General features: G+C 67.7%; 23 protein-coding genes. 13 read left to right on the forward strand and 10 right to left on the reverse strand.

Annotated features, from left to right (window positions below; genetic code table 11):
- Window positions 1-129: 129 nt before the first annotated feature.
- The 5 genes from hisD to H5407_RS07605 form a co-directional block, all read right to left on the reverse strand.
- Window positions 130-1,437, reverse strand: a complete 1,308-nt coding sequence (hisD, locus tag H5407_RS07585; protein WP_183103838.1) for a histidinol dehydrogenase — start codon at window positions 1,435-1,437, stop codon at window positions 130-132.
- A gap of 10 nt (window positions 1,438-1,447) precedes the next feature.
- A complete protein-coding gene (gene hisG, locus H5407_RS07590) occupies window positions 1,448-2,089 on the reverse strand; it encodes an ATP phosphoribosyltransferase (protein ID WP_183103839.1) in 642 nt (213 codons plus the stop codon).
- A gap of 102 nt (window positions 2,090-2,191) precedes the next feature.
- Window positions 2,192-2,461 carry a BolA family protein gene (locus H5407_RS07595; protein WP_183103840.1) on the reverse strand — a complete coding sequence of 90 codons (270 nt, stop codon included), beginning with the start codon at window positions 2,459-2,461 and terminating at the stop codon, window positions 2,192-2,194.
- A 94-nt stretch (window positions 2,462-2,555) separates the two neighbouring features.
- Window positions 2,556-3,326: an ABC transporter permease gene (locus tag H5407_RS07600; RefSeq protein ID WP_183103841.1), complete on the reverse strand. Its 771-nt coding sequence runs from the start codon at window positions 3,324-3,326 to the stop codon at window positions 2,556-2,558.
- On the reverse strand, window positions 3,323-4,270 hold the full coding sequence (locus tag H5407_RS07605) for an ABC transporter ATP-binding protein (protein WP_183103842.1): 948 nt from the start codon (window positions 4,268-4,270) through the stop codon (window positions 3,323-3,325). Before H5407_RS07605 ends, H5407_RS07600 begins: the two co-directional genes overlap by 4 nt.
- Window positions 4,271-4,383: 113 nt before the next feature.
- Here H5407_RS07605 and H5407_RS07610 point away from each other — a divergent pair, with 113 nt between their 5' ends.
- The 3 genes from H5407_RS07610 (at window position 4,384) to H5407_RS07620 (ending at window position 6,428) form a co-directional block, all read left to right on the forward strand.
- A complete protein-coding gene (locus tag H5407_RS07610; protein WP_183103843.1) occupies window positions 4,384-5,037 on the forward strand; it encodes a TetR/AcrR family transcriptional regulator in 654 nt (217 codons plus the stop codon).
- Window positions 5,038-5,104: 67 nt separating this feature from the next.
- Window positions 5,105-5,878, forward strand: a complete 774-nt coding sequence (locus tag H5407_RS07615) for a hypothetical protein (protein WP_183103844.1) — start codon at window positions 5,105-5,107, stop codon at window positions 5,876-5,878.
- A gap of 223 nt (window positions 5,879-6,101) precedes the next feature.
- Window positions 6,102-6,428, forward strand: coding sequence for a hypothetical protein (locus tag H5407_RS07620; protein ID WP_183103845.1), 327 nt, complete (start codon window positions 6,102-6,104; stop codon window positions 6,426-6,428).
- A gap of 93 nt (window positions 6,429-6,521) precedes the next feature.
- On the opposite strand, the gene H5407_RS07625 is transcribed toward H5407_RS07620, so the two are convergent.
- Window positions 6,522-7,952, reverse strand: a complete 1,431-nt coding sequence (locus tag H5407_RS07625) for a wax ester/triacylglycerol synthase family O-acyltransferase (protein ID WP_183103914.1) — start codon at window positions 7,950-7,952, stop codon at window positions 6,522-6,524.
- A gap of 127 nt (window positions 7,953-8,079) precedes the next feature.
- On the opposite strand from H5407_RS07625, the gene H5407_RS07630 reads away from it, so the two are divergent.
- Window positions 8,080-8,331, forward strand: coding sequence for an acyl-CoA-binding protein (locus H5407_RS07630; RefSeq protein ID WP_183103846.1), 252 nt, complete (start codon window positions 8,080-8,082; stop codon window positions 8,329-8,331).
- Between the two features lie 149 nt (window positions 8,332-8,480).
- Here the strand turns inward: H5407_RS07630 and H5407_RS07635 are convergent, their stop codons facing one another.
- Genes H5407_RS07635 through H5407_RS07645 form a run of 3 tightly spaced genes read right to left on the reverse strand, consistent with a single transcriptional unit; the run spans window position 8,481 to window position 11,950 of the window.
- Window positions 8,481-8,810, reverse strand: coding sequence for a polyhydroxyalkanoic acid system family protein (locus H5407_RS07635; protein ID WP_183103847.1), 330 nt, complete (start codon window positions 8,808-8,810; stop codon window positions 8,481-8,483).
- A 21-nt stretch (window positions 8,811-8,831) separates the two neighbouring features.
- Entirely contained in the window at window positions 8,832-9,893 is a 1,062-nt protein-coding gene (locus H5407_RS07640) for an aminopeptidase (RefSeq protein ID WP_183103848.1), read from the reverse strand.
- Entirely contained in the window at window positions 9,893-11,950 is a 2,058-nt protein-coding gene (locus H5407_RS07645) for a molybdopterin-dependent oxidoreductase (RefSeq protein WP_183103849.1), read from the reverse strand. Before H5407_RS07645 ends, H5407_RS07640 begins: the two co-directional genes overlap by 1 nt.
- Window positions 11,951-12,074: 124 nt before the next feature.
- Between H5407_RS07645 and H5407_RS07650 the strand changes: the two genes are divergently transcribed.
- The 6 genes from H5407_RS07650 to gshA all read left to right on the forward strand — a co-directional run bounded on the left by H5407_RS07650 (window position 12,075) and on the right by gshA (window position 18,362).
- Window positions 12,075-13,199, forward strand: coding sequence for an ABC transporter substrate-binding protein (locus H5407_RS07650; RefSeq protein ID WP_183103850.1), 1,125 nt, complete (start codon window positions 12,075-12,077; stop codon window positions 13,197-13,199).
- 72 nt (window positions 13,200-13,271) lie between these two features.
- Window positions 13,272-14,459, forward strand: a complete 1,188-nt coding sequence (locus tag H5407_RS07655) for a M20 aminoacylase family protein (RefSeq protein ID WP_183103851.1) — start codon at window positions 13,272-13,274, stop codon at window positions 14,457-14,459.
- Between the two features lie 9 nt (window positions 14,460-14,468).
- On the forward strand, window positions 14,469-15,017 hold the full coding sequence (locus tag H5407_RS07660) for a DUF1415 domain-containing protein (protein ID WP_183103852.1): 549 nt from the start codon (window positions 14,469-14,471) through the stop codon (window positions 15,015-15,017).
- Between the two features lie 129 nt (window positions 15,018-15,146).
- Complete coding sequence (locus tag H5407_RS07665) at window positions 15,147-15,713, forward strand: isochorismatase family protein (RefSeq protein WP_183103853.1); 567 nt, start codon at window positions 15,147-15,149, stop codon at window positions 15,711-15,713.
- 22 nt (window positions 15,714-15,735) lie between these two features.
- Window positions 15,736-16,719: a GlxA family transcriptional regulator gene (locus H5407_RS07670; RefSeq protein ID WP_183103854.1), complete on the forward strand. Its 984-nt coding sequence runs from the start codon at window positions 15,736-15,738 to the stop codon at window positions 16,717-16,719.
- 101 nt (window positions 16,720-16,820) lie between these two features.
- A complete protein-coding gene (gshA, locus tag H5407_RS07675; protein WP_183103855.1) occupies window positions 16,821-18,362 on the forward strand; it encodes a glutamate--cysteine ligase in 1,542 nt (513 codons plus the stop codon).
- An 11-nt stretch (window positions 18,363-18,373) separates the two neighbouring features.
- Here gshA and H5407_RS07680 read toward each other — a convergent pair whose 3' ends face one another.
- Window positions 18,374-19,705 (reverse strand): alpha/beta hydrolase, encoded by a 1,332-nt coding sequence (locus H5407_RS07680; RefSeq protein ID WP_183103856.1) that lies wholly within the window; start codon window positions 19,703-19,705, stop codon window positions 18,374-18,376.
- 573 nt (window positions 19,706-20,278) lie between these two features.
- Here H5407_RS07680 and groES point away from each other — a divergent pair.
- From groES to H5407_RS07695, 3 genes are all read left to right on the forward strand, one after another.
- The gene (gene groES / locus H5407_RS07685) at window positions 20,279-20,569 is read left to right on the forward strand and encodes a co-chaperone GroES (RefSeq protein ID WP_183103857.1); all 291 of its coding nucleotides are present in this window, start codon (window positions 20,279-20,281) and stop codon (window positions 20,567-20,569) included.
- A gap of 183 nt (window positions 20,570-20,752) precedes the next feature.
- Window positions 20,753-22,390: a chaperonin GroEL gene (gene groL, locus H5407_RS07690; protein WP_183103858.1), complete on the forward strand. Its 1,638-nt coding sequence runs from the start codon at window positions 20,753-20,755 to the stop codon at window positions 22,388-22,390.
- A gap of 220 nt (window positions 22,391-22,610) precedes the next feature.
- Window positions 22,611-24,617 carry a DUF1631 family protein gene (locus H5407_RS07695; RefSeq protein ID WP_183103859.1) on the forward strand — a complete coding sequence of 669 codons (2,007 nt, stop codon included), beginning with the start codon at window positions 22,611-22,613 and terminating at the stop codon, window positions 24,615-24,617.
- Window positions 24,618-24,620: the final 3 nt, after the last annotated feature.

Here is a 24,620-nt window from a genome sequence, read left to right on the forward strand (position 1 = left end):
AGCATTGGCGATGGGCCATCCTAGGCCAAGTCCTTTGCAGCCGGATAGTGCCAGTCCCATGAAGAAAGCCCGGACGAGCCGGGCTTTGCAGACCATAAACAACAGCGCTGCACCGGCAGCGCCATCGCATCACTTCAACCGGTATTCTGCCGCCAGCGCATGGCCTTGCAGCCCCTCGCCATATGCCAGCGTCGCGGCGATGGGGCCCAGCTTCTGGGCGCCCGCCTCGCTGACCTCGATCAGGCTGCTGCGCTTCTGGAAGTCGTAGACCCCCAGCGGCGAAGAGAAACGCGCCGTGCCCGAGGTGGGCAGCACGTGATTGGGCCCGGCACAGTAGTCGCCCAGGGACTCGCTGGTGTAGGCGCCCAGGAAGATGGCCCCGGCATGGCGCAGCAGCGGTTCCCAGCGGTGCGGCTCGCGGCTGGAGACCTCCAGGTGCTCGGGCGCGATGCGGTTGCTGATCTCGCAGGCCTCCTCCATGGAGCGTGTGAGGATCAGCGCGCCGCGGCCCTCCAGCGAGGCGCGGATCACGTCCTTTCGCGGCATGGTGGGCAGCAGGCGCTCGATGGCCGCGCGCACCTGCGCGATGTAGCCCGCATCGGGGCACAGCAGGATGCTCTGCGCCAGCTCGTCGTGCTCGGCCTGGCTGAAGAGGTCCATGGCCACCCAATCCGGCGGCGTGCTGCCATCGGCCAGCACGAGGATCTCGCTGGGGCCCGCGATCATGTCGATGCCGACCTGGCCGAAGACGTGCTTCTTCGCGCTGGCCACATAGGCGTTGCCGGGGCCGGTGATCTTGTCCACGCGCGGCACAGTGGCGGTGCCGTAGGCCAGGGCCGCCACGGCCTGCGCGCCGCCGATGGTGAAGGCGCGGTGCACGCCGGCCACGTAGGCGGCGGCCAGCACCAGGGCGTTCTTCTCGCCGCCTGGGGTGGGCACGACCATGATGATCTCGGGCACGCCGGCCACCTGCGCCGGGATGGCGTTCATCAGCACGCTGCTGGGGTAGGCCGCCTTGCCGCCGGGGACGTAGATGCCCACACGGTCCAGCGGGGTCACCTTTTGCCCCAGCAAGGTGCCATCCTCGTCGCGGTAGCTCCAGCTCTCGCCGCAGGCAGCCTTCTGGCGCTCGTGGTAGCTGCGAACGCGGCGGGCGGCGGCTTCCAGGGCCTCGCGCTGCGCGGCGGGCAGGCCGTCGAAGGCGGCCTTGAGCTCCTCGCGGGTCAGCTCCAGCGCACCGAGCGATTCGGCCGTCAGCCGATCGAAGCGGGCGGTGTACTCCAGCACCGCGGCATCGCCACGGGCGCGCACATCGGCCAGGATCTCGGCCACGCGAGTCTCGATGGCGGCATCGGTGTCTGCGGACCAGTGCAGCACGCGCTGGAACTCGGCCTCGAAGCCGGCGTCCTGCGTGTCGAGTTGTCGAAGCTTCAGCATGGCGGCTCCTTCAGACTGCGGGGGTGGCCGACGCGAAGGCGTCGATCAGCTGACGCAGGGCCTCGCGCTTCAGCTTGAGTGCCGCCTGGTTGACGACCAGGCGCGAGGAGATCTCCATGATGCGCTCCACCTCCACCAGGCGGTTGGCCTTGAGCGTGCTGCCGGTGGAGACCAGGTCCACGATGGCATCGGCGAGGCCCGTCAGCGGGGCCAGCTCCATGGAGCCATAGAGCTTGATCAGGTCCACGTGCACGCCCTTGTCCGCGAAGTGCTGACGGGCGATCTCGGTGTACTTGGTGGCCACGCGGATGCGCGAGCCCTGCTTGACGGCGGCGGCGTAGTCGAAGTCGTCGCGGGTGGCCACACTCATGCGGCAGCTGGCGATGCGCAGGTCCAGGGGCTGGTAGAGGCCCGCGCCGCCGTGCTCGATCAACACGTCGCGACCGGCCACGCCCAGGTCCGCGCCGCCGTACTGCACATAGGTGGGCACATCGGTCGCGCGCACCAGCACGACGCGGACGTCCGGCCTGTTGGTGGGCAGGATCAGCTTGCGGGAGGTCTCGGGATCCTCGAGCACCTCGATGCCCGCGGCCTTCAGCAGCGGCAGGGTCTCTTCGAAGATGCGTCCCTTGGAGAGGGCCAGGGTGATCATGGGCGTCCTTTGCGGTCTGGATTCGTAGACTCGGCGGACGGCAGCGGGATCACCTGGAGCGGCATCTCACCGCCACCCGCTCGGCTTCAAGCGGATGGGGTGTCAGCGGTGGTGATGAGCAGCCGCGGCCGGCTCGGCCGCATGCTCGGCTGGCGTCAGCGTCTTCATGGACAGGGCGTGGATCTGCTCGCGCATGCGCTCGCCCAGGGCCTGGTAGACGCGCTGGTGGCGGCGAATGCGGGTGAGGCCCTCGAACTCCACCGAGACGATGGTGGCGAAGAAATGGCGGCCGTCACCCTCCACCTGCAGCAGCTGGCAGGGGAGTCCGTCGGCAATGTATTGCTGAACTTCAGCGGGAGTGGGATCGGCCATGATGGGCGGGATTCTACCGAGACGCGGCAGGCCCCGGCCAAGCCGGGGCTTCCGCAGTGGCGCAGCGGGGCTTCGCGCGGGCGCCCCCCCCACTTCAGCCGCGGATCTTGTAGCCGCGCTTGAGCAGTGACAGCGCGATGCCGGACACCGCCACAAAGCTCGCGCCCACGATGGCCAGGCTCAGCCAGGGCGAGACGTCGCTGACGCCGAAGAAGCCGTGACGGAAGCCGTCGATCATGTAGAAGAACGGGTTCATGTGGCTCACGCCCTGCCAGAAGGCCGGCAGCGAGTGCACCGAATAGAACACGCCCGACAAAAAGGTCATGGGCATGATGATGAAGTTCTGGAAAGCCGCCATCTGGTCGAACTTCTCGGCCCACAGCCCGGCGATCAGGCCCAGGGCGCCCAGCATGCCAGCCCCCAGCAGCGCAAATACCAGCACCCACAGCGGCTGCGCCAGCCCCGGCGGCGCAAACCAGGCCGTCACCAGGAAGACGCCCAGTCCCACGGCCAGGCCGCGCACCACGGAGGCGCCCACATAGGCCAGGAACCAGGCCCAGTGGGAGAGCGGGGTCAGCAGCACAAAGACCAGGTTGCCCGTGATCTTGCTCTGGATCAGGGAGGAGGAGCTGTTGGCGAAGGCGTTCTGCAGCACGCTCATCATGACCAGGCCCGGGATCAGGAAGGCGGTGTAGGCCACATGGCCGTAGACCTTCACGTGGTCCTCCAGCACGTGACCGAAGATCAGCAGGTACAGCACGGCGGTCAACACCGGCGCGGCCACGGTCTGGAAGCTCACCTTCCAGAAGCGCAGCACTTCCTTGTAGAACAGGGTGCGCGCACCCTCCAGGCGAATCGCGCTCATGCCTGCGCTCCTTGCATGATCTCCAGGAACACGTCTTCCAGGTCGGCACGGCCGATCTCGAGGTCCTCCACCGGCACGCCGGCGGCTCGCAGGCGGGCCAGCACGCTTTCGACCTCGGCCGCGTCATGCGCCTTGATCTGCACGATGCGCCCAGTCACCCGGGAGATGGGGGTCAGGTCTTGCGGCAAGGCGGCGTCGGTCTTGAAGCGCAACATGGTCGAGGCCTTGCCGGCCAGCAGGTTGCTGGTGCGTTCCAAAGCCACGATACGGCCGGTCTTGAGCATGGCGATGCGGTGGCACAGGGCCTCCGCCTCTTCCAGGTAGTGCGTGGTCAGCAGCACGGTGTGGCCCTGCTTGTTCAGCCGGGCAATGAAGGCCCACAGCGTCTGGCGCAGCTCCACGTCCACGCCCGCCGTGGGCTCGTCCAGCACGATCACCGGCGGGCGGTGCACCAGGGCCTGCGCCACCAGGACGCGGCGCTTCATGCCGCCCGAGAGCTGGCGCATGTTGGCATGGGCCTTGTCGGCCAGCCCCAGGTTCTCCAGCAGCTCGTCGATCCAGTCACCATTGTTGCGCACGCCGAAGTAGCCGCTCTGGATCTCCAGCGCCTCGCGCACCGAGAAGAAGGGGTCGAAAACCAGCTCCTGTGGCACGACGCCCAGACACTTGCGGGCCGCGGCGTAGTCGTCCACCACGTCATGACCCAGCACGCGCACGCGGCCGCTGCTGGCCCGCGAGAGGCCGGCAAGGATGGAAATGAGGCTGGTCTTGCCGGCCCCGTTGGGGCCCAGCAGGCCGAAGAACTCGCCGGGCTGGATGTCGAAGGAGACCTGGTCCAGGGCCTTCACCTGGCCGCCGCGGTAGGTCTTGGAGACCGACTCGAAGCGCAGGGCCGGGTGCTCGCGGCCCGTGGGGGCGGCCGCTGCAGGGGTGGGGCTTTGCATGGCGGCGGATTGTAGGGAGCGTGCCAATTTCCTGCAGGCGCTGGAGCCAAACCCCTAGAGTAGGGACTCGTCTTGGTGCCAGAATCAGCCGAGACAGCCACTAAAAGCACTCCATGGCCACCAAGAAGCCGCGGCGCACCGCAGAACGCATCCTCGAAGTCACGCTGGACCTGTTCAACCGCTTCGGTGAACCCAACGTCTCGACCACGCTCATCTCGGCCGAGCTCAACATCAGCCCCGGCAACCTCTATTACCACTACCCGGCCAAGGACGAGCTGATCAACGCGCTCTTCGCGGCCTATGAGCGCGAGCTCACCGAACTGCTGGGCGCCTCGGACAACGTCCGCAACGTGGAAGACGCCTGGCTCTTCTTCCACATGCTCTTCGAGCTGATCTGGAAGCACCGCTTCCTCTACCGCGACCTCAACGACCTGCTCTCCAAGAACCGCAAGCTGGAGACGCATTTCCAGACCGTGCTGGCGCACAAGGGCCAGGCCATGCGCGCGGTGCTGTCCGGCCTGCAGCATGGCGGCGCGCTGCGCATGGAGAGCCGCGACGCCGGCCCGACGGCCGAAGCCATGGTGGTGCTGCAGAGCTACTGGCTGAGCTACGAATACGTGCGTGACCCGCGCCATGCCCTGGAGCCCGACCGTGCCGGCAGCGCGCTGATGCGCGGCGCCTTCCATGTGCTGAGCACCCTGCTGCCCTATCTCGAACCCGACTCCCGCGAGCATCTCTTCAGGCTCGCAGGCCGATACACCGGCTAGCCCGAGGCTCGGAGCAAGACCTGCCCCCCCCCGAGACACCTGATACCGACACAACACGGAGACATCGATGGCCAAGTGGACTGCCTTCCCCTACGACAACGCGGCCTTCCAGCACGACGCCGCCAGCCTGAAGAAGCATTGGGCCCGCCTGCATGCCGGCGACGCCGAGCCCTTCCCCAAGGACGCCGCCGTGCAGCAGGCCTGGATCCACTTCCACGCCGGCGACTTCCAGAAGGCCTACGAGGCCGGCCTGGCCGCAGGCGGCGCCGGCATCACCGTGGCCAACAAGGCCCAGGCCATCTACGCCAACTACCTGGAGAAGAAGGAAAAGACCAAGCTGGAGATGTTCCTGGAGGTCGCCGAGCGGGCCGAGGCTCAGCAGGAAGAAGAGCCCAAGAACGCCAACGCCTGGTACTGGCAGGCCTATGCCCTGGGCCGCTACAGCCAGGGCATCAGCGTGGCCAAGGCCCTGGCACAGGGCCTTGGCGGCAAGGTCAAGGCCGCGCTTGAGAAGGCCATCGAACTGGCCCCCAAGCATGCCGACGCCCACATCGCCCTGGGCGCCTTCCACGCCGAGGTGATCGACAAGGTCGGCAAGCTGCTGGGCAAGACCCAGGGGGCCGACACCGCCACCGGCCTGAAGATGTTCGAGCAGGCCCTCAAGCTCAATCCGACCAGCGCCATCGCCATGATCGAGCGCGCCAACGGGCTGGTCATGCTGGAGGGTGACAAGCGCATGGCCTTGGCCGAGCAGCTCTATGCCGACGCCGCCGCCTGCGAGCCCATGGACGCCATGGAGTGCCTGGATGTGGAACTGGCCAAGGAAGAGCTGGAGGAGTGAAGCCGCACTCGGGAAAGCCCTGAATTTGGCGCCGACCCAGCCCCCGCAGCCGCGGGGGCGACCCCGACGATTCGTGGGAAAGCGCACGGATTGCGCCCCTCCTCGGTGGATGTCCTCAATGGTCATCGGGCTTGCGGCCCGCTAAGCTGTGTGCACTTTTACCGCCGAGCGGGTCCACGGGGCCCGCGCCGCACCGTCTCACCGCACTCGCAAAGGTTGCATCATGAAGAAGTTCCACCTGATCGCCCTGGCCGCCCTGCTGGGCACCTCCCTGGCCCAGGCCGCAAAGCCGGTTGAAAGCCGCGAAGTGCAGGCCCTGCGTGCGGAATGCGCCGCCCAGCACGCCGTGAGCTTCGACACCGCTCGCGACGACAACGAATACCGCTTCGTCTACGCCCGAGGCCAACTGCGCGGCGAGCACACCGAAGGCAAGGCCCTGAAGTGCACCGAAGCCCAGTACGTCGCCTACCTGGACAACGCCGACCCGGCCCGCGTGATGTCGGCCTACCCCACTGCCGCCGGCCGCCCCAAGGCCCAGAAGACCAAGTGATGCATGGGGCTGGCCCACGCCAGCCCAGGCTTCCAGGCAGGACAAAGCCAGGCCGCAGCCTGGCTTTTCTCATGGCCGCACGCGCCGCGCGGCTCAGGCGCCGTCCACCTCGGTCAGCTGCTCATCGCCCCAGGGCAGCATCAGGGCCAGCATCAGCAGCTGGTTGAACTCGGGCGCAAACTGATCGATCACGGCCTGCGGATGCGGGCACAGTTTCTCGTCCGTGATCAGGCCGAACTGCACCTTGCCGGCGTAGGTCAGGATGGACACGCCCACGCCCATGTCGCCGGACTGCGGCACCCAGAACATCACCCGGTCCACGGTGGCACCGCAGAACGTCAGGGCCTGCGCCGGGCCGGGGACATTGGTCATCACCGCCGTCGCCTTCTTCGCGAAGATGTTGAGCATGGCGTGCTGCACCGGCTTGATCAGCAGGCCCGCCACCGAGAGCAGGCCGAAGGCCATGATGGGCTGGAAGCTGCCCTTGAGTTCCCGCATGCGCGCACGCACCGCGTAGAGCCGCTCCACCGGATTGGCAATGCCGATGGGCAGCACCAGGGGCACCAGGCCGAAGCGGTTGCCCAGTTGGTAGGCCTTCTCCAGCGGCCGCAGGTTGACCGGCACCATGGCGCGGATCTCCTTGCCCTCGACTTCTTCGCCCCGCGAGCGCAAGTAGCGGCCGATGGCGCCGGCCACGCAGGACAGCAACACATCGTTGACCGAGCAGTTGAAACCCTTGCCCACGGCCTTGACCGCATCCAGCGGCAGGCCTTCGTCCCAGGCCACGCGCTTGACGGTGCCGGGCTTGCCCTTGAGGCTGGTCGGCGAGTCATCCGACATCAGCGCGAAGGCCGCGACATCGCTGACCGCCTGGTAGCCCAGCTTGGCAGCATGCAGGGAATGGTCGATGGGATGGTCGGCCGCCATCATCAGGTCCACGCCCTTGGACATGGCCGCGCCCGAGACGCCGATGGCCTTGATGGTGAGGTCGGTGATGGGCTTGAGCAAGGCATCGGTGAGCCAGTCGTGGTCCTCCTCGACCACGGGCTCGCTGCGCCGGCGCTTGGGCGGCGGCTTGCCGCCATCGGTGATGGACAGCATCACCGCGATCAGCGCGACGCCGTCGGCGATGCAGTGGTGGATGCGGGCGATCAGCGCACTCTCGCCGTCCATGTCCTCGACCAGCTCGAACTGCCACAGGGGATGGGCCGGGTCCAGCGGCTCGGCGCACAGCGCGCCGATGCGGTCCTGCAAGGCCTGCTGAAGCGTCTGGCCGCGGGCGGGCTTGAGCGTGCCAGGCACGACGTGGCGGGCGATGTCGAATTCTTCATCATCGACCCACTGCGCGCCCAGTGCGTCCTCCACCACCTTCTGGCGGAAGCGCCGATACTGCAGCAGGCGCTCCTCGACCCGCTGGCGCAGGTCCTGCAGCGAGAGCCGCGGCCGCAAGGTCCAGACCCCGACAATCATCATCAGGTTCTGCTCGGTATCCATCCGCAACCAGGCGGTATCGACCCGGGACATGCGTTCTGCTGCGGCCAAGGCGTGCTCCTCGTTCTAGAGTGTCTGACCCAGACATTGCTGGGTAATATGCTCGGTGTCCATCCCGATTGTCACCAAACTTTGGTGCCGCAAAACCCAAGGAGACGAGATGAGCCTCAAAGAGCAATTCGACGCCGCAGTGGCCGATTCCAAGAACCTGCCCGAGCGCCCCGACAACATGACCCTGCTCAAGATCTATGCCCTGTTCAAGCAGGCCAGCAGCGGTGACGTGGAAGGCTCGCGCCCCGGCTTCACCGACATGGTCGGCCGAGCCAAGTACGACGCCTGGGCCGCCCTGAAGGGCACCAGCAATGATGAGGCGATGCAGCAGTACATCGACCTCATCGAAGGCTTGAAGTAACCCCCCCCTGCTCGCTTCGCGAGCCCCCCAGGGGGGCGATCGTGGCGGACCGGCGGAGCCGGATCCGCACGATCCGTTGGAGGCGCGGGCTGCGCCGCGCAGGTCAAACCCTGTGGCGTAGGCGACAGCGACCGCTGAGGTGCCAGGCGTTAGCCTGGCTTTTTCTTTGTGGCCTTCTTGCCGCTTTGGGACTTGGCCAGCAGGGCGTCGAGTTCCTTCTGGACCTCGGCCTCAATGGTGTTCTTGAAGGCGCCCAGCAGGAAGCCGAGCTTGGCCTCGAGCTCGAAATGGTCGCCGGTGACGATCAACTGTCCCTTGACGCCGGAGCGCTCGAATTCCACCGTGTCGCTGGTGTCGCCCTCGATCACGGTGCATTCCATGTCGAACTTCTGCTCGACCTGCTCGGCCCAGGCCCAGGCCACTTCACGGGCCTTCTCGAGGCCCAGTTGATGGTCGCGGTGGATGTGGATGTCAGCCATGGTGTCGGTGTCGCAGCAGCGTCATTCGGGAGAGCCCAACTCTAGCCGACGCCGGGCCCGGGGCAAGGCCGCCAGGCGCTTCACCTCGGCATGGAAGCGCCCCCAGTCCGAGCCCAGGGCCACGAAGAGCCGCTCGAAGGCGGGCACCAGGCCGTGGTAAGCCGCCAGCACGCCGAAGGCGGCGTTGTTGGCGCGGGCGAACCAGCCGTCGTAGCCGGCCCAGCCCTGCCAGGGGCCGTCGCGCCACTGGCGATAGTCGGCCTGGATGGCCATCAGGGCCTCGCGCTTGGCCGCCTCGCGGGCCTCGGGGGCCAGGTCTTGCCCGTAGGCAAGGGCCAGGCGCTCGCGTCCGCGCAGGGCCAGGGCCAGGAACTCGTCACGACGACGGCGCTGGCGCTCGTAGGCCACCGCAGCCTCGGCGCCGGCGTACTCGGCCAGCCAGCGTCGGGCGCCCATGCGCTCCACTGCGGTGGCGTAGCTCTCGTTGAACTCGGTGTCGTCCGCCGCGTAGGCCTGCTGGTGGGCCAACTCGTGGAAGATCAGGCCCGCGAGCTCGCCTTCGCCGTCCCGGATGAAGGTGCTGAGCAGGGGATCGCCGCCCAGCCAGTTGCCCCAGCCCAAGGTCGAATAGGCCGGCACGGGATAGACCTGCACCTCCCAGCCCTCCCCCTTCAGACGATCGGCCAGCGCCAGCGCGGCGCGGCGGTCGAAGTAGCCCCGGTAGCCGGCACAGCCCATCAGCGGGTAGCACCAGGTCTTGAGCTGAAGGCTGAAGGGCGGCGCCGCGACCACGTTCCAGACCGCGGCGGGCCGGTCCAGCTCGGCATAGCGGCGGTAGCTGGCGTTGTCCGGCAGGGCCAGCGCAGTGGTGGCGTAGTCCCGCAGGCGCTGGCTGAGCAGCAGGCGCTCGCGCAGGGCGGGATCGAGATCCGGCTGGCTCAGCCACTGAGCTACCGGCCGGGCCGCCTGCACCAGCTGCAGATGCCCACCCACGGCCTGCCCGAGATAGCCCAATTGGGCGCAGCCAGCCAACCAGGGCAGCAGCGCGGCCGCCCACAGAACGGCACGGCCCACGGCTCGCATCAGGCAGCCGCGATCTCGACCAGGCAGTCGTAGAAGGTGGCGCCACCGCCGATGTCGGTCAGCCCTTGGTGGGTCACGGCATTGACGTTCTCGCCGCCCGGCGAGAGCTTGCGCCACCACACGCCCAGGCCGTTGACCACGCCCGGCCGCGCGCGCTCGCTGATGTGCAGCCGGCACCGCAGGCTGCCGCGGTCATTGAAGATGCGCACCATGCCGCCATGGGTCAGGTGACGCGCCGCGGCGTCGTCCGCATGCATCTCGACCAGGGGCTCGCCTTCGATGTCGCGCAGGCTCTTCACGTTGACGAAGCTGCTGTTGAGGAAGTTGCGCGCTGGCGGCGAGATCATGGCCAGCGGGTAGCGCGCCGCGAGCTGCGGGCTGCTCAGCCGGCTCTCGCGGTTGGGCACGTGGTCGGGCAGGCCATAGAGCGGCGAGATGCACTGCACCTTGCCTGTGGACGTGGGCCAGCCGCCCTCGGCGAACGGCGCCTCGGGCAGGTCCAGGCTGACGAAACCCTGGGCCTTGAGCAGGTCCTGGTCGATGGCGTCGGTGAAGGCCTGGGCGGCCAGCTCTTCGTCGGTCTCGCGCAAGCAGGGATGGTCCAGGCCCATGCGCGCGGCCAGCTCGCGGAAGATCTGTGTGTTGGGCTTGGCCTCGCCCAGCGGCGCGACGGCCGGCTCGTTGCGCAGCACATCGGTGTGGCCGTAGCTCGTATGCACGTCCAGGTGCTCCAGCTGCGTGGTGGCGGGCAGCACGTAGTCGGCCTGGTCGGCCGTGTCGGTCATGAAGTGCTCCAGCACCACGGTGAAGAGGCCCGGCCGCTGGAAACCGCGCAGGACCTGCGCGGTGTACGGCGCCACGGCCACGGGATTGCTGTTGTAGACGACCAGGGCCTCGATGCGCGGACCGAAGTCGGGCGAGTCCTCACGCAACAGAGCTTCGCCGATGGCGCTCATGTTGACCATGCGCGGCCGGCGGCCCGCCAGCAGGTCCGGGCGCTCCAGGGCCTTGGTGTTCTTGACCCGCGCGGCCCAGCCCGAGGCCGACAGCAGCAGGCCGCCGGCCCGGTGCTTCCAGGCGCCGATCAGGCAGGGCAGTAGCGCGACCAGCCGCACCGCGTTGCCGCCACCATGCACCCGCTGCATGCCGTAATTAAGGCGGATGGCGGCGGGCACCGTCGTGCCGTAGTCGCGGGCCAGTTGGCGCACTTCCTCGACCGTGATCCCGCAGACCTCGGCCACGCGCTCGGGCGGCCACTGCAGGGCGCGCTCGCGCAGGGCATGCCAATCCTCGACGTGGCGGTCCAGGTAGTCCTGGTCCAGCCACCGGTTCAGGATCAGTTCGTGCATCAGGCCCAGGGCCAGGGCGCCATCGGTGCCGGGCAGCAGGGCGATGTGCTGGTGGCACTTGTCGGCCGTCTCCGTCTTGCGGGGATCGATGCAGATCAGCTTGGCGCCATTGCGCTTGGCCTGGTTGGCATAGGTCCAGAAATGCAGGTTGGAGGCGATGGAGTTGCTGCCCCAGATCAGGATCAGCCGGCTCTCGGCGAAAAAGCGCAGGTGCATGCCCACGCGGCTGCCATAGGTCGCATTGAGCGCCTCGGCCCCGGCGGAGGCGCAGATGGTGCGGTCCAGCCGTGCGGCGCCGAGCGCGTTGAAAAAGCGCGCAGCCATGCTCTCACCCTGGACCAGGCCCATGGTGCCGGCGTAGCTGTAGGGCTGAATGGCCTGGGGGTCGCGGGCGGCGATGGCGCTGAGGCGGGCGGCGATGTCGTCCAGGGCCTGGTCCCAGCTGACGGGCTCGAAGCGTGGGGCCTCGTTCTTGGCGCTGACCCGCTTCATCGGCTGCAGCAGGCGCTCCGGGTGGTAGGTGCGCTCAGGGTAGCGCGAAACCTTGGTACACAGGGCGCCGTGGGTGGAGGGGTGTTCGGCCCGCCCCTGGACCTTGACCACCCGCTCGTTCTCGACGGTGATCTTGAGGGCGCAGGTGTCGGGGCAGTCGTGGGGGCAGGCGCCGTGGACGACGCGGCTGGCGATGGCGGGCTCGGGGGCGTTCATGCGAGCACTATTGCACAAGCGGTCCACCTGGAAGAACCGCAGGGGCGAAGATCGGCAATTCGTTACAGGGTAAACCCTAGATTTGCGATACGCTTCGCGGCTTTTTGCAGTCCCCCCTCCGCCCATGAACCGCCGCCTTGCCCTTGCCCAACTCGCCAGCCTGTCCGCCCTGCCCCTGTGGAGCCGGGCCCAGGACCAAAAGAAGATCGTGCTGGGCCAATCGGCACCGCTGAGCGGCCCCGCAGCCCAACTGGGCCTGCAGATGCAGGCAGGCGCAAAGCTCTACTTCGACGGCGTCAACGCCAGCGGCGGCATCGGCGGGCTGCCCGTGGAGCTGCGCACCCTGGACGACGGCTACGAGCCCGAACGCTGCAAGGCCAATACCGAGCAACTGATCTCCAGCCACGTGTTCGCCCTCTTCGGCTACGTGGGCACGCCCACCTGCCTGGCCGCCCTGCCCCTGGTGCAGCAGTCCAAGATCCCCTTCTTCGCGCCCCTGACCGGCGCCGAGGCCTTGCGCGATCCGGCCAATCCCTGGGTCTTTCACCTGCGCGCGTCCTACAACGACGAGACAGCCCTGATCGTCCGGCAACTGACCCAGTTGGGCCTCAGCAAGATCGCCGTCTTCCACCAGGACGACGCCTATGGCAAGGCCGGCCTGGACGGCGTGGTGCGCGCCCTGACGCAGCGCAAGCTGACCGTGCATGCCACCGCCACCGTGCAGCGCAACAGCGTGGACGTGGCCGAGGCGGCGCGCAAGCTGGCGGCCTCCCAGCCCGAGGCGGTCGTGCTGATCAGCGCCTACAAGAGCTGTGCGGCCTTCATCCGCGAATCGCGCCGTGCGGGCTACTCCGGCCAGTTCTTCAATGTGAGCTTCGTGGGCACCCAGGCCCTGCTGGATGAACTGGGCCGGGAGGCCAACGGCATCCTGGTCAGCCAGGTCATGCCCTATCCCTTCGGCGTCGCCACGGGCGTGGTTGCGGAGTACCAGGCCGCCGCGCAGAAGGCCGGCGGCAGCCATGTGCTGAACTACACGGCGATGGAGGGCTTCCTGGCCGCCAAGGTCCTCAGCGAGGGCCTGCGTCGCATCAATGGCAAGGGCAGCCGCGAAGCCCTGGTCAGCGCACTGGAGAGCCTGCAGAACTACAACGCCGGCGGCTTCCCGGTGAAGTTCGGTCCGGGCCGGCATGTGGCCTCCAACTTCGTCGAGCTCTCCATGCTCACGGGGGACGGCAAGGTCAAGCGCTGAGCAGGCGGCGGCGTTGGCACGGCAGGTACACTGCCCCAGGACCGGTCCCGCACCGGCTCCTGGAGCCTGTCCATGAAACTCATCCCCGACATTCTCGCGGGCGCCGCGGCCCTCACCGCCCTGCGCCGCGACATCCACGCCCACCCCGAGCTCTGCTTCCAGGAAGAACGCACCTCGGAGCTGATCGCGCAGCAGCTGACGGCCTGGGGCATCCCGGTGCACCGCGGCCTGGGCAAGACCGGCGTCGTGGGCATCCTGAAGAACGGCAGCAGCACGCGCACGCTGGGCCTGCGGGCAGACATCGACGCCCTGCCCATGACCGAGCGCAACACCTTCGCCCATGCCAGCCAGCATGCGGGGAAGATGCATGCCTGCGGCCATGACGGCCACACGGCCATGCTGCTCGCGGCGGCCCAGCACCTGGCCCGCCATCGCAACTTCGACGGCACCGTCTACCTCGTGTTCCAGCCCGCGGAGGAAGGCGGCGGCGGTGCCCGCGAGATGATCAAGGACGGCCTCTTCGAGCAGTTCCCCATGGAGGCCATCTTCGGCATCCACAACTGGCCAGGCATGAAGGCCGGCGAGTTCGCGCTCAAGTCCGGCCCGGTCTTCGCGTCCAGCAATGAGTTCAAGATCACCATTCGCGGCAAGGGCTGCCATGCCGCCATGCCGCACCTGGGCATCGATCCGGTGCCCGTGGCCTGCCAGATGGTCAACGCCTTCCAGGCCATCATCAGCCGCAACAAGAAGCCGCTGGACGCCGGCGTGATCTCGGTCACCATGCTGCGGGCCGGCGAGGCCACCAATGTCGTGCCCGACCACGCCGAGCTGCAGGGCACGGTGCGCACCTTCACGCTGGAGTTGCTGGACCTGATCGAGCAACGCATGGAGAAGGTGGCCCGCGCCACGGCCGAGGCCTTCGACTGCGAGGTGGAGTTCCAATTCCGCCGCAACTACCCACCCACCATCAACCACCCCGCCGAAACGGGCTTCGTGCGCGGCGTGCTGGAGGCGCTTGTGGGTCCCGCCAACGTGCAGGAATTCGAGCCCACCATGGGCGCCGAGGACTTCAGCTACTACCTGCAGCAGATTCCAGGCTGCTATTTCCTGATCGGCAATGGCGACGGCACCCACCGCCTGGGCGGCCACGGCCTGGGGCCCTGCACCCTGCACAACCCCAGCTACGACTTCAACGACGAGCTGATCCCACTGGGTGGCTCCATGTGGGTGCGCCTGGTGGAAGCCTGGTTCAAGCCTTGAGACCCTGACATGGACAAAGAACAAGTGATCAACGAGACCCGTGACTGGGTCCAGAAGGCCGTCATCGGCCTCAACCTCTGCCCCTTCGCCAAGGCGGTCGAGGTGAAGAAGCAGCTGCGCTACGTGGTCAGCGAGGCCTCGACGCCCGAAGACCTGCTCAAGGAGCTGGCGCATGAGCTGCTGCTGCTGCGCCGCACAGATCCGGAAGAGACCGAGACCACGGTGCTCATCCACCCCCTGGTGCTGACCGACTTCCTGGACTTCAACGACTTCCAGGGCGCGGCCGACGCGCTGGTGGAGGACCTGGAGCTGGACGGCCTGCTGCAGGTAGCCAGCTTCCACCCGGACTTCCAGTTCGAGGGCACCGAGCTGGACGACATCAGCAACTTCACCAACCGCTCGCCCTACCCCACACTGCACCTGCTGCGCGAGGAAAGCATCGAGCGCGCCGTGGCGTCCATGCCAGACACCGACGCCATCTACGAGGCCAATATCGCCACGCTGGAGAAGCTGGGCATCGAGGGCTGGAAGGCCCTGGGCCTGAAAACGCGCGGCTGAGCGCCACGACCGAATCCGGACATCGCCTGCCTATGTCCGGATTTGACCGAAACCGGTCCACATGCGGCGCGACGCAGACCCGCCTGGCCGGCACCATGAGCACATTCCCAACCACCCAGGAATGCACTCATGAAAACCGCCCTGATCTTCATTGACGTCCAGGAATCCTTCCGCCACCGCCCCTACTGGAGCGAGACCGAGCTGCCCGCCTACCTGGAACGCAGCAACGCCCTGCTGCAGGGTGCGCAGGCCGCAGGCATCCCCATCGTGCGCATCCTGCACAGCGACGGGCCCGAGACCGCCGACAACGCCTTTGCGCTGAAGTCCGGCCATGTGCGCCCGCTGGACGGTCTTCTGCCCTATGAGGCGGCGGTCGAGTTCGTCAAGCACCGCCACAGCGCCCTGGCCGGCACGGGCCTGGCCATCTGGCTGCACCAGCAGGGCATCCAGCGCCTGATCATCGCCGGCATCCGCACCGAGCAGTGCTGCGAAACTACCACCCGCCATGCCAGCGACGAGGGCTGGCTGGTGGACTACGTCACCGAGGCCACCCTGACCTTCGCCATGCAGCACGACAGCGGCACGGTGCTGAGCCCCGCCGACATCAAGCTGCGCACCGAGACCGTGCTGAAGGACCGCTTCGCCCACATCTGCACGGTGGAGCAGGCCCTGGAGCGCGCCCGGTCCATGTCCTGATCTGACAGGCATACTCGACTCCATGCGCTCACCCGACCCGCCAATCGACGCCGTCTTCCTGCTCCAGCCTCGCGCCCTGCTGCTGGACCTGGCGGGCCCGGCCGAAGCCTTGCGCCTGGCCAACCAGGCCCTGCAGCGCCAGGGCCTGGCGCCGGCTTTCCGCCTGCGCTACGTGGCCGCTCAGCCGCAGGCCGCGAGCTCGGTGGGGCTGACGGTGAGCGGCCTCGAACCGCTGCCCGAGGCCCTGGCGCCGGACAGCTGGCTCTTCCTGCTCGGCTGCCGCCACATGCAGCCAGGCGAGGCCGCCGCCGGCAGCGCCGAGCGTGCAGACCAGCTGCGCACCCTGCGCTGGCTGCACGAGGTGGGCGGCCCCCTGCTGGAGGGCACGGCCGGCCGTGTGATCAGCATCTGCTCGGGCGCCCTGCTGGCGGCCGAAGCCGGCCTGCTGCTGCAGCGGCGCTGCACCACCCACCACGAACTGCTGGACGAGCTGCGCGAGCGGGCCCCTGCCGCCGAGGTCGTGGACAACCGCGTCTTCGTGCTGGATGGGCCCCTGGCCAGCAGCGCGGGCATCACCGCCGGCATCGACCTCACCCTGCACCTGATCCAGGCCCGCTGCGGGGATGCCATCGCCGCCGGCGTGGCCCAGACCATGGTGGTCTACCTGCGCCGCAATCCCCAGGACCCCGAGCTCTCGCCCTTGCTGGCCCACCGCCACCACCTGCATCCGGCCTTGCACCGGGTGCAGGACGCCATCAGCGCCCGCCCCGCCGAGGACTGGAGCCTGGAACGCATGGCGGCCGTGGCCCATGTGACCCCGCGCCACCTGGGGCGGCTGTTCAGCGAACATGCGGGCACCACGCCCCTGCGCTACCTCCAGTCCATCCGCCTGGAGCTGGCCGAGCGGGCCCGTCAGAAAGGGGCCAGCCTCTCGGAGGCCGCCCGCCTGGCCGGCTTCAGCTCCGAGCAGCAGTGGCGGCGGACCCGGCGCGCGCTGGCGCATTGAGCGCGCCCAGGTCAACTAGCACAAAGTGCCATGCCCGTAGTCAAGCAGGCGCCATCGCCATCTGTTAACTTGGCGAACCACAACAATCAGAGGAGCCCCCCTTGAACAACTGGCCGCAGCGACTGGAAGCACTGGACCGCGAGCGACTGCAAGGCATGCGTCGCGGCGTGGAAAAGGAAAGCCTGCGCACGGCGCCGGAAGGCTCCCTGGCGGCGACACCGCACCCGCTGGGCCTGGGCTCGGCGCTGACGCATCCGAATGTCACCACCGACTTCAGCGAAAGCCAGCTGGAGCTGATCACCGGCGTCCATGCCAGCGCAGAGGCTTGCGAGGCCGAGCTCACCGAGATTCATCAGGCGGTCGATGCCCTGCTGGGCGAGGAGACCATGTGGGCCTCCAGCATGCCCTGCTTCCTGCCCACCGACGAGACCATCCCCATCGGGCGCTACGGCTACTCCAACATCGGTCGGGCCAAGAGCGTCTACCGCATGGGCCTGGGCCACCGCTACGGCCGGCGCATGCAGACCATCTCGGGCATCCACTACAACTGGTCCCTGCCCGGCATCACCAGCGAACAGTACTTCGACCTGATCCGCAACTTCCGCCGCCACAGCTTCCTGCTGCTGCTGCTCTTCGGGGCCTCGCCGGCCCTGTGTTCGAGCTTCGTCGAGGGTCGCGACCACGGCCTTCAGCCCTTCCCCACGCCGGTCCAGGGCAAGGCGCCCTGCGGCACGCTGCACCTTCCCTTTGCCACCTCGCTGCGCATGGGCCGGCTGGGCTACCAGAGCGATGCCCAGTCGTCGCTGGCCGTCAGCTACAACAGCCTGGAGGGCTATGCCGCCTCACTGCAGGACGCCCTGCTGCGACCCTATCCGGCCTACGAGGCCATCGGCATCATGAACCCTGGCGGCGAGTACAACCAGCTCTCCACCAGCCTGCTGCAGATCGAGAACGAGTTCTACGGCACCATCCGCCCCAAGCGCGTGATCCGCAGCGGCGAACGCCCCCTGCATGCACTGCGCGAACGTGGCGTGGAGTACGTGGAGGTCCGCTGCATGGACCTGGACCCCTTCGAGCCCGTGGGCATCAACGCATCGACCATGCGCTTCATCGACCTGTTCCTGCTGCACTGTCTGCTCTCGGACAGCCCGCCGGACACCCCGGCCGAGATCGCCGCCCTGGCCCGCAACCAGCAGCTGACGGCCTCCCGCGGCCGCGAGCCCGGCCTGCAGCTGGAGCGCAACGGCCAGGCCGTACCCCTGCGCGACTGGGCGGCCGAGCTGTTGGAAGAGCTGGGCCCGATCAGCGCCCACCTGGACCGCCAGTTGGGTGGCGAGGCCTATGCCCAGGCCCTGGCGCAGGCGCGCGAGCGCTTCGCGCATCCCGAGCAACTGCCCTCCGCCCGCGTGCTGGAGGCCATGGCCCGCGAGTACGACCACTCCCACCTCCGCTTCATCGCCCACTGCTCGCAGCAGGCACGGGCCCATCTGCGGGCCCAGCCCCTCAGCGCCGAACGGCAGGCTGCCTTTGCGGAGGCCGCGCGCCAGTCCCTGGCCGAGCAGGCCGAGGTCGAGGCAGCGGACACGCTGTCCTTCGAGGAGTTCAGGCAGCAATACCTGGCCCCGTCCCAGCTGCAGGCCTGAGCCGACTCCGATCAGGGCGTGGGCGGCCAGGGCCAGTCCGTGATGCGGCAGCTGGGTGACTGCCATTCCGGCACCGCCTGCGCTCGCAGCACGGCACCCGCTGGGGTCAGGTTCTGGATGAAGAAGCAGGTGTAGTGGTCGTAGAACTGGGCCGACACCTTGTCCAGCTGGCGCTGCGTCGCCTGCCGCGGCCCGTACTGGATGCCCACAGAGCGCAGTTGCTCCGCCGTGGGCTGCAGGGCCAGGAAGCGTGCCGCCAGCGCCGCCCCGAAGTTGGGGTGGTGCTCGTCGAAGCAGCCGCTGTCGGCCAAGGCCGGATAGTCGGCCGCCGGCGGCTCGTAGCAGACCCCATCCTTCATCGGATCCCGCCCCTCGGGCGCCACACGCATGCCCAGTGGCAGCACAGTCACGTTGCCATGGTCCGTGGGAGCACGCTCGTAGCGCATCCAGAACGGCGGATCCGTGAGGTCGAGGGCCGCGAGGGCGCTGCCGGGATCGATGAAGGGCGGGTCGATGCGGTCCAGGTAGGCGCGGTAGTCGAAACCCGGCTGGGTGAGCGGCGGCACGGGCACGGTGGCGCGGGGCAGGATGAAGCCGTCCCGCAGTTCCGCATGCTCATAGGTGGTCTGGGCCTGGGCCACGAAGACTGCCCGGGGCTTGGAGGACCGCGCATGCCAATCGGCACTGCTGCGGTCCCGCTGGTCCGGCATGAAGGCGTTGAGCAGGGCCAGGGAGCCGCGGGACTGCCCCAGCAGAAAGATGTTGTCGGCATCCACGCCCAGGTCGGTCGCCCGCGAGCGTACCCATTGCACGGCCTGCGCGATGTCCGTGTGAGGCACGCGAGGATTGAAGTTCTCCGGCTTCACCGACTGGCTGGCCCGCGGGTGGCGGAACTGGACGGACATGAAGGCGAAGCCGGCATTGACCGCCGGCACCACCAGTTTCTCCATCAGCGGCGAAGTCTCGCCCGGCTGCGCATTGCCCTCAATCATCACCTGCGAGGGGCCGCTGGGATGCGCCCAGATGATCAGCGGCAGGGCTTGCCGCTTGGGCAGGGTGCTGCTGCGGTACATCTCGTAGCGCTGGTCATAGGCCGTGTCCTGATCGGTGCCGTACTTGCGCTCGATCCAGGCCGCCCCGTCGGCATAGCACAGGCCTCGCGACTGCCACATCGAGGCGCTGTAGGCGCCGGGCGCGGGCTTCAGGTAGGCGGCGAAGTCATAGTGGCCGTTGGCCTGCAGCGGCACCTGGATGCAGGCGGTGCCCGCCAGCGCGCTGCCCGCGACCAGGTACAGCCAGGTCACCATCATCGCCCGGCGGGGCCAGGTCTTGCCTTGTCTCATGGTCCGTCTCCTCATTGAATGCGAGACCGCATGCTCGGAGGCCCACATTGCAGGGACGTTGCGCGCAGTTTGAGCGCCCGGAAACACTCGAAAGCAGACGTATCAGCCTCCGCACCGCCGCAGGCAAGCTCATCCACGCCAGCTGTGGACAAGTGTGTGGGCTGTGCGGTGAGGGCGGTGCCAAGCCCTTGATTCACAAGGCTCGGACAGACTTTGCCTATTTTTTACGCAGGAGTGAGGCCTGCCTCGTGCCGGCCTGCCAGGGACTCAGCGGCTGCAAGGCCGCGCCGGGCACACCGCCCCGCTGAGCCACCGGCCGCTGCCGGCTGGGGCGGCGCCCCTGCGACCCGCGCTCCTGGGCCTGCAACCGGGGGCGTTGTCAGCACGCTGGCGAGCCCACCTCTTGAAACGCCGCGGGTCATCCCTATAATCCTTTCCTGCTAGCACTCTTGCACGTCGAGTGCTAACAACCCGGCCGAAGTTCAGCTGCAGCCGGTTTGTCCTGATGTGATGGCCTGCCGCCCTCCTGGCGTTCGGCCTGCAACGACCCAAGACTCTCAGCAAGGAGAAGTGATGAAACTGCGTCCTCTGCACGATCGCGTGATCGTTAAGCGCCTCGAAAACGAAACCAAGACGGCCTCCGGCATCGTCCTGCCCGACAACGCCGCTGAAAAGCCCGACCAGGGTGAAGTGCTGGCCGTGGGTCCTGGCAAGCGCAATGACAAGGGCGACTTCGTGGCCCTGAACGTGGCCGTGGGCGACCGCGTGCTGTTCGGCAAGTACTCGGGCCAGTCCGTCAAGGTCGATGGCGAGGAACTGCTCGTGATGCGCGAAGAAGACCTCTTCGCCGTCGTCGCCAAGTAAAGCTACTGCGCGTCACGCTGGCGTCGTTGGACGGTGCTCGAAATCCTCACGACCCGCTAGGTCGTTCCGGTTTCTGCGCTCCGTCCGCCTAGCCAGCGCGCCGCTCGCTACGCTTTCCTTGGCGCCGCCCGAGCGGCCTGGAAGCGTGGCAGCCCCCAATTCAAGAATTTCGGAGAAATCACTATGGCAGCAAAAGACGTGGTCTTTGGTTCCGACGCCCGCGCCCGCATGGTCGAAGGCGTGAATGTCCTGGCTAACGCCGTCAAGGTCACCCTGGGCCCCAAGGGTCGCAATGTGGTGCTGGAGCGCTCCTTCGGCGCCCCCACCGTGACCAAGGACGGTGTGTCCGTGGCCAAGGAAATCGAGCTGAAGGACAAGCTCCAGAACATGGGCGCCCAGATGGTCAAGGAAGTCGCTTCCAAGACCTCGGACAACGCCGGTGACGGCACCACCACCGCCACCGTGCTGGCCCAGGCCATCGTGCGCGAAGGCATGAAGTACGTGGCCGCCGGCATGAACCCGATGGACCTGAAGCGCGGCATCGACCGTGCCGTTGCCGCCCTGGTCGTGCAGCTGAAGGCTGCATCCAAGGCCACCACCACCTCCAAGGAAATCGCCCAGGTCGGCACCATCTCCGCCAACAGCGACTCCGACGTGGGCGAGATCATCGCCTCCGCCATGGACAAGGTTGGCAAGGAAGGCGTGATCACCGTTGAAGACGGCAAGAGCCTGAACAACGAGCTGGACGTCGTCGAAGGCATGCAGTTCGACCGCGGCTACCTGTCGCCCTACTTCATCAACAACCCGGAAAAGCAAGCCGCGATCCTGGACAACCCGTTTGTCCTGCTGTTCGACAAGAAGATCAGCAACATCCGTGACCTGCTGCCCACGCTGGAAGCCGTGGCCAAGGCCGGCCGTCCGCTGCTGATCATCGCCGAGGACGTCGAGGGCGAAGCCCTGGCCACCCTGGTGGTGAACACCATCCGCGGCATCCTGAAGGTCGTGGCCGTCAAGGCTCCGGGCTTCGGCGACCGTCGCAAGGCCATGCTGGAAGACATCGCCATCCTGACTGGCGGCAAGGTCATCGCTGAAGAAGTCGGCCTGAGCCTCGAGAAGGTGACCCTGGCCGATCTGGGCCAGGCCAAGCGCGTCGAAGTGGGCAAGGAAAACACCACCATCATCGACGGCAACGGCGCTGCTGCTGACATCGAAGCCCGCGTCAAGCAGATCCGCATCCAGATCGAGGAAGCCACCTCCGACTACGACCGCGAAAAGCTGCAAGAGCGCGTGGCCAAGCTGGCCGGCGGCGTGGCCGTCATCAAGGTCGGTGCTGCCACCGAAGTCGAGATGAAGGAAAAGAAGGCCCGCGTGGAAGACGCCCTGCACGCCACCCGCGCTGCTGTGGAAGAAGGCATCGTGGCCGGCGGTGGCGTGGCCCTGCTGCGCGCCCGCCAGACCGCTGGCGAGATCAAGGGTGACAACGCTGACCAGGACGCCGGCATCAAGCTGATCCTGAAGGCCATCGAAGCCCCGCTGCGCGAGATCGTGTCCAACGCCGGTGGCGAGCCCAGCGTCGTGATCAACAAGGTCCTGGAAGGCAAGGGCAACTTCGGTTTCAATGCCGCCAACGACACCTATGGCGACATGATCGAGATGGGCATCCTGGACCCGACCAAGGTCACCCGCACCGCGCTGCAGAACGCCGCTTCCGTCGCTTCGCTGATGCTGACCACCGAGTGCATGGTCGCTGAAGCACCGAAGGACGAGTCCGCTGCCCCGGCCATGCCCGGCGGCATGGGCGGCATGGGCATGGACATGTAAGTCCAAGCCCCCGGCAGTCCCTGCCGGAGCCTCCCTGAAACCCGCGACGGCCACCCGGCCTCGCGGGTTTTTTCATGTGCCGCCCCGGGTCTTCTGTTGCCAATCCCCCTCACATGAAGGGGCCTTGCCGCCCGGGTGCGTACTCTGTCTCTCAAATGGCAAGGGGCTGACCGTCCGTCCCAGGTTCCTGTGTCATGCCGGCTTCATAATGCGGAACATCATGTCCAACGCCCCGAGCCTGCAATCCCTGGTTGACGAGGTCATCGTCCAAATGCCCTCGATGAGCCACACCGTGGCCCACCAGATCCAGGACGACCTGAAGTCCGACCCGCTGCTCCACGGGCTGCAGTACGCCTGGGCCGTCAACAAGGGTCGCTTCGCCACCGATTTCCAGGCCGCCGTCCAGCCGCTGCTGGAATCCGCGCGGCGCGGCGAGGACCCCCTGCAGCGGCGCCTCCCCTCGCTGGGCCTGCAAACGCTGAGCCTCGTGGACGAGAAGCAGGCCCTGCAGGACGTGTCCATCGCGCACGTGGTCTCGGCCGTCGAGGAGCATTCGCGGCCCGAGCTGCACCAGCTGGTCAATTTCTTCGCGGCGCTGCGGGGCATCGCCCGGCCCATGAAGCAGGACAATCCGCTGCGCCCGGCCGTCTTTGCCAACGCCCTGGTCACGGCCATCCAGAACATGCAGCTTGACGGAGAGGGCTGCTACGCCATGACCAAGGTGGCCACGCCGCACATGGCGCAGGCCCTGGGCCTGATCTACCAGCGCCTGTGCGACCAGATGCGCAGTGCCCAGTTGGCCCCCCTGGTGGAAGGCTACGGCATCGGCAGCACGCGCGACATCGAGACCCGCCTGCGCCAGGCCGCCGTGCCCGGCGTCAACCCGACTCTGGACACCCTGGCGCGGCGCGTCGATGCCATCAATTCCCGGCCCCAGGCCCTGCGCGGCGGGTCGGGCGATTCCCTGGCCCTGGGCCCCAGCACCCTGCTGCGCGGCGGCGGCGACTTGCTGACGCGCCTCTACGACCAGATCCTGGCCGACCCCAAGCTGCTGCCGCCGGTCAAGGCCCTGATGTCACGCCTGCAGGTGGCCGTGGCCCGCCTGTCCCGCACCGATCCCAGCCTGCTGCGGCGTCAGGACCATCCCGTGTGGAGCCTGCTCAACCGCGTGGCCGGCCACGGCGCCGGCTTCCAGCGCGCCGACGACGAACGCCTGCGTCAGTTCCTCGGCTTCATGAACGGCATCGTCCAGCAGTTGGTGGAAGCCCAGCTGCTGACCGGCCTGCAGTTCCAGCAAGCCCTTGGCTTGATCGATCAGCACATCCGCGAGCAGGCCAGCCGCCATGGCGAGCGCAGCGCTTCGGCCCTGGCCGCGCTGGAGCGCGAAGGCCAGCGCGTGGAATGGCTGGAGCTGTTGCAGGGCCAGCTGAAGGAGCAGCTCTCCGACACCGCCCTGAGCCCCACCCTGCGCAAGTTCCTGCTCAAGCCCTGGGTCGAGGTGATCGTGCAGAACATGGTGCTGCATGGCCGCGAGGCGCCCGAGGCAGAGGCCAGCATCGAGCTGGTGGACGAGCTGCTGGACAGCCTCCAGCAGCGCCAAAGCGAGCTCGCCCGAACCCAGCTGCGCAGCCGCCTGCCCGGCCTGATCAAGCGGATCGAGGCCGGCATGGACCTCATCGCCTTCCCCGCGGACAAGCGCCAGGTCGTGCTGCAGGACCTGATGAACCAACATGGCCGCGTGCTCAGCGGCCTGCCGGCGCACCACCATGCGGCACCGCAGGAGCGCGCGCCCATGCCGCGCCGCGACCTCAGCCCCGAGGAACTGCTGCAGCAGCTGCTCAACGAGCGCGAGTCGCAGATGCCCTCGCGCTGGGCCCATGACCAGGTCAACCGAGGCGAGCTGCCCACGGTGCCGGTGGGTCTCTATTCCGAGTCGAGCTCGCCGGATTCACGCGCCGCCCTGCAGGCCTGGATGGGCAATCTGCAGGTGGGCAACTGGTATCACATGTTCGTGCAGAGCCAGTGGATCACCGCCCAGATCGCCTGGATCAGCGAGAGCCGCCAGTTCTTCCTCTTCGTAGGCCAGGATGCCGACGAGCGCCACTCGCTGACGCGCGGCGCCATCGAGCAGCTGCTGGCCAACGGCCTGATCACGGCGCTGGAGGAAGACACCCTGGTGCAGCGGGCCGTCTCCTCGCTCATGCAGGACCTGGACGACGCCCCTTGAGCC

The organism is Mitsuaria sp. WAJ17, assembly GCF_014174515.1.
Lineage (GTDB): Bacteria > Pseudomonadota > Gammaproteobacteria > Burkholderiales > Burkholderiaceae_C > Roseateles_B.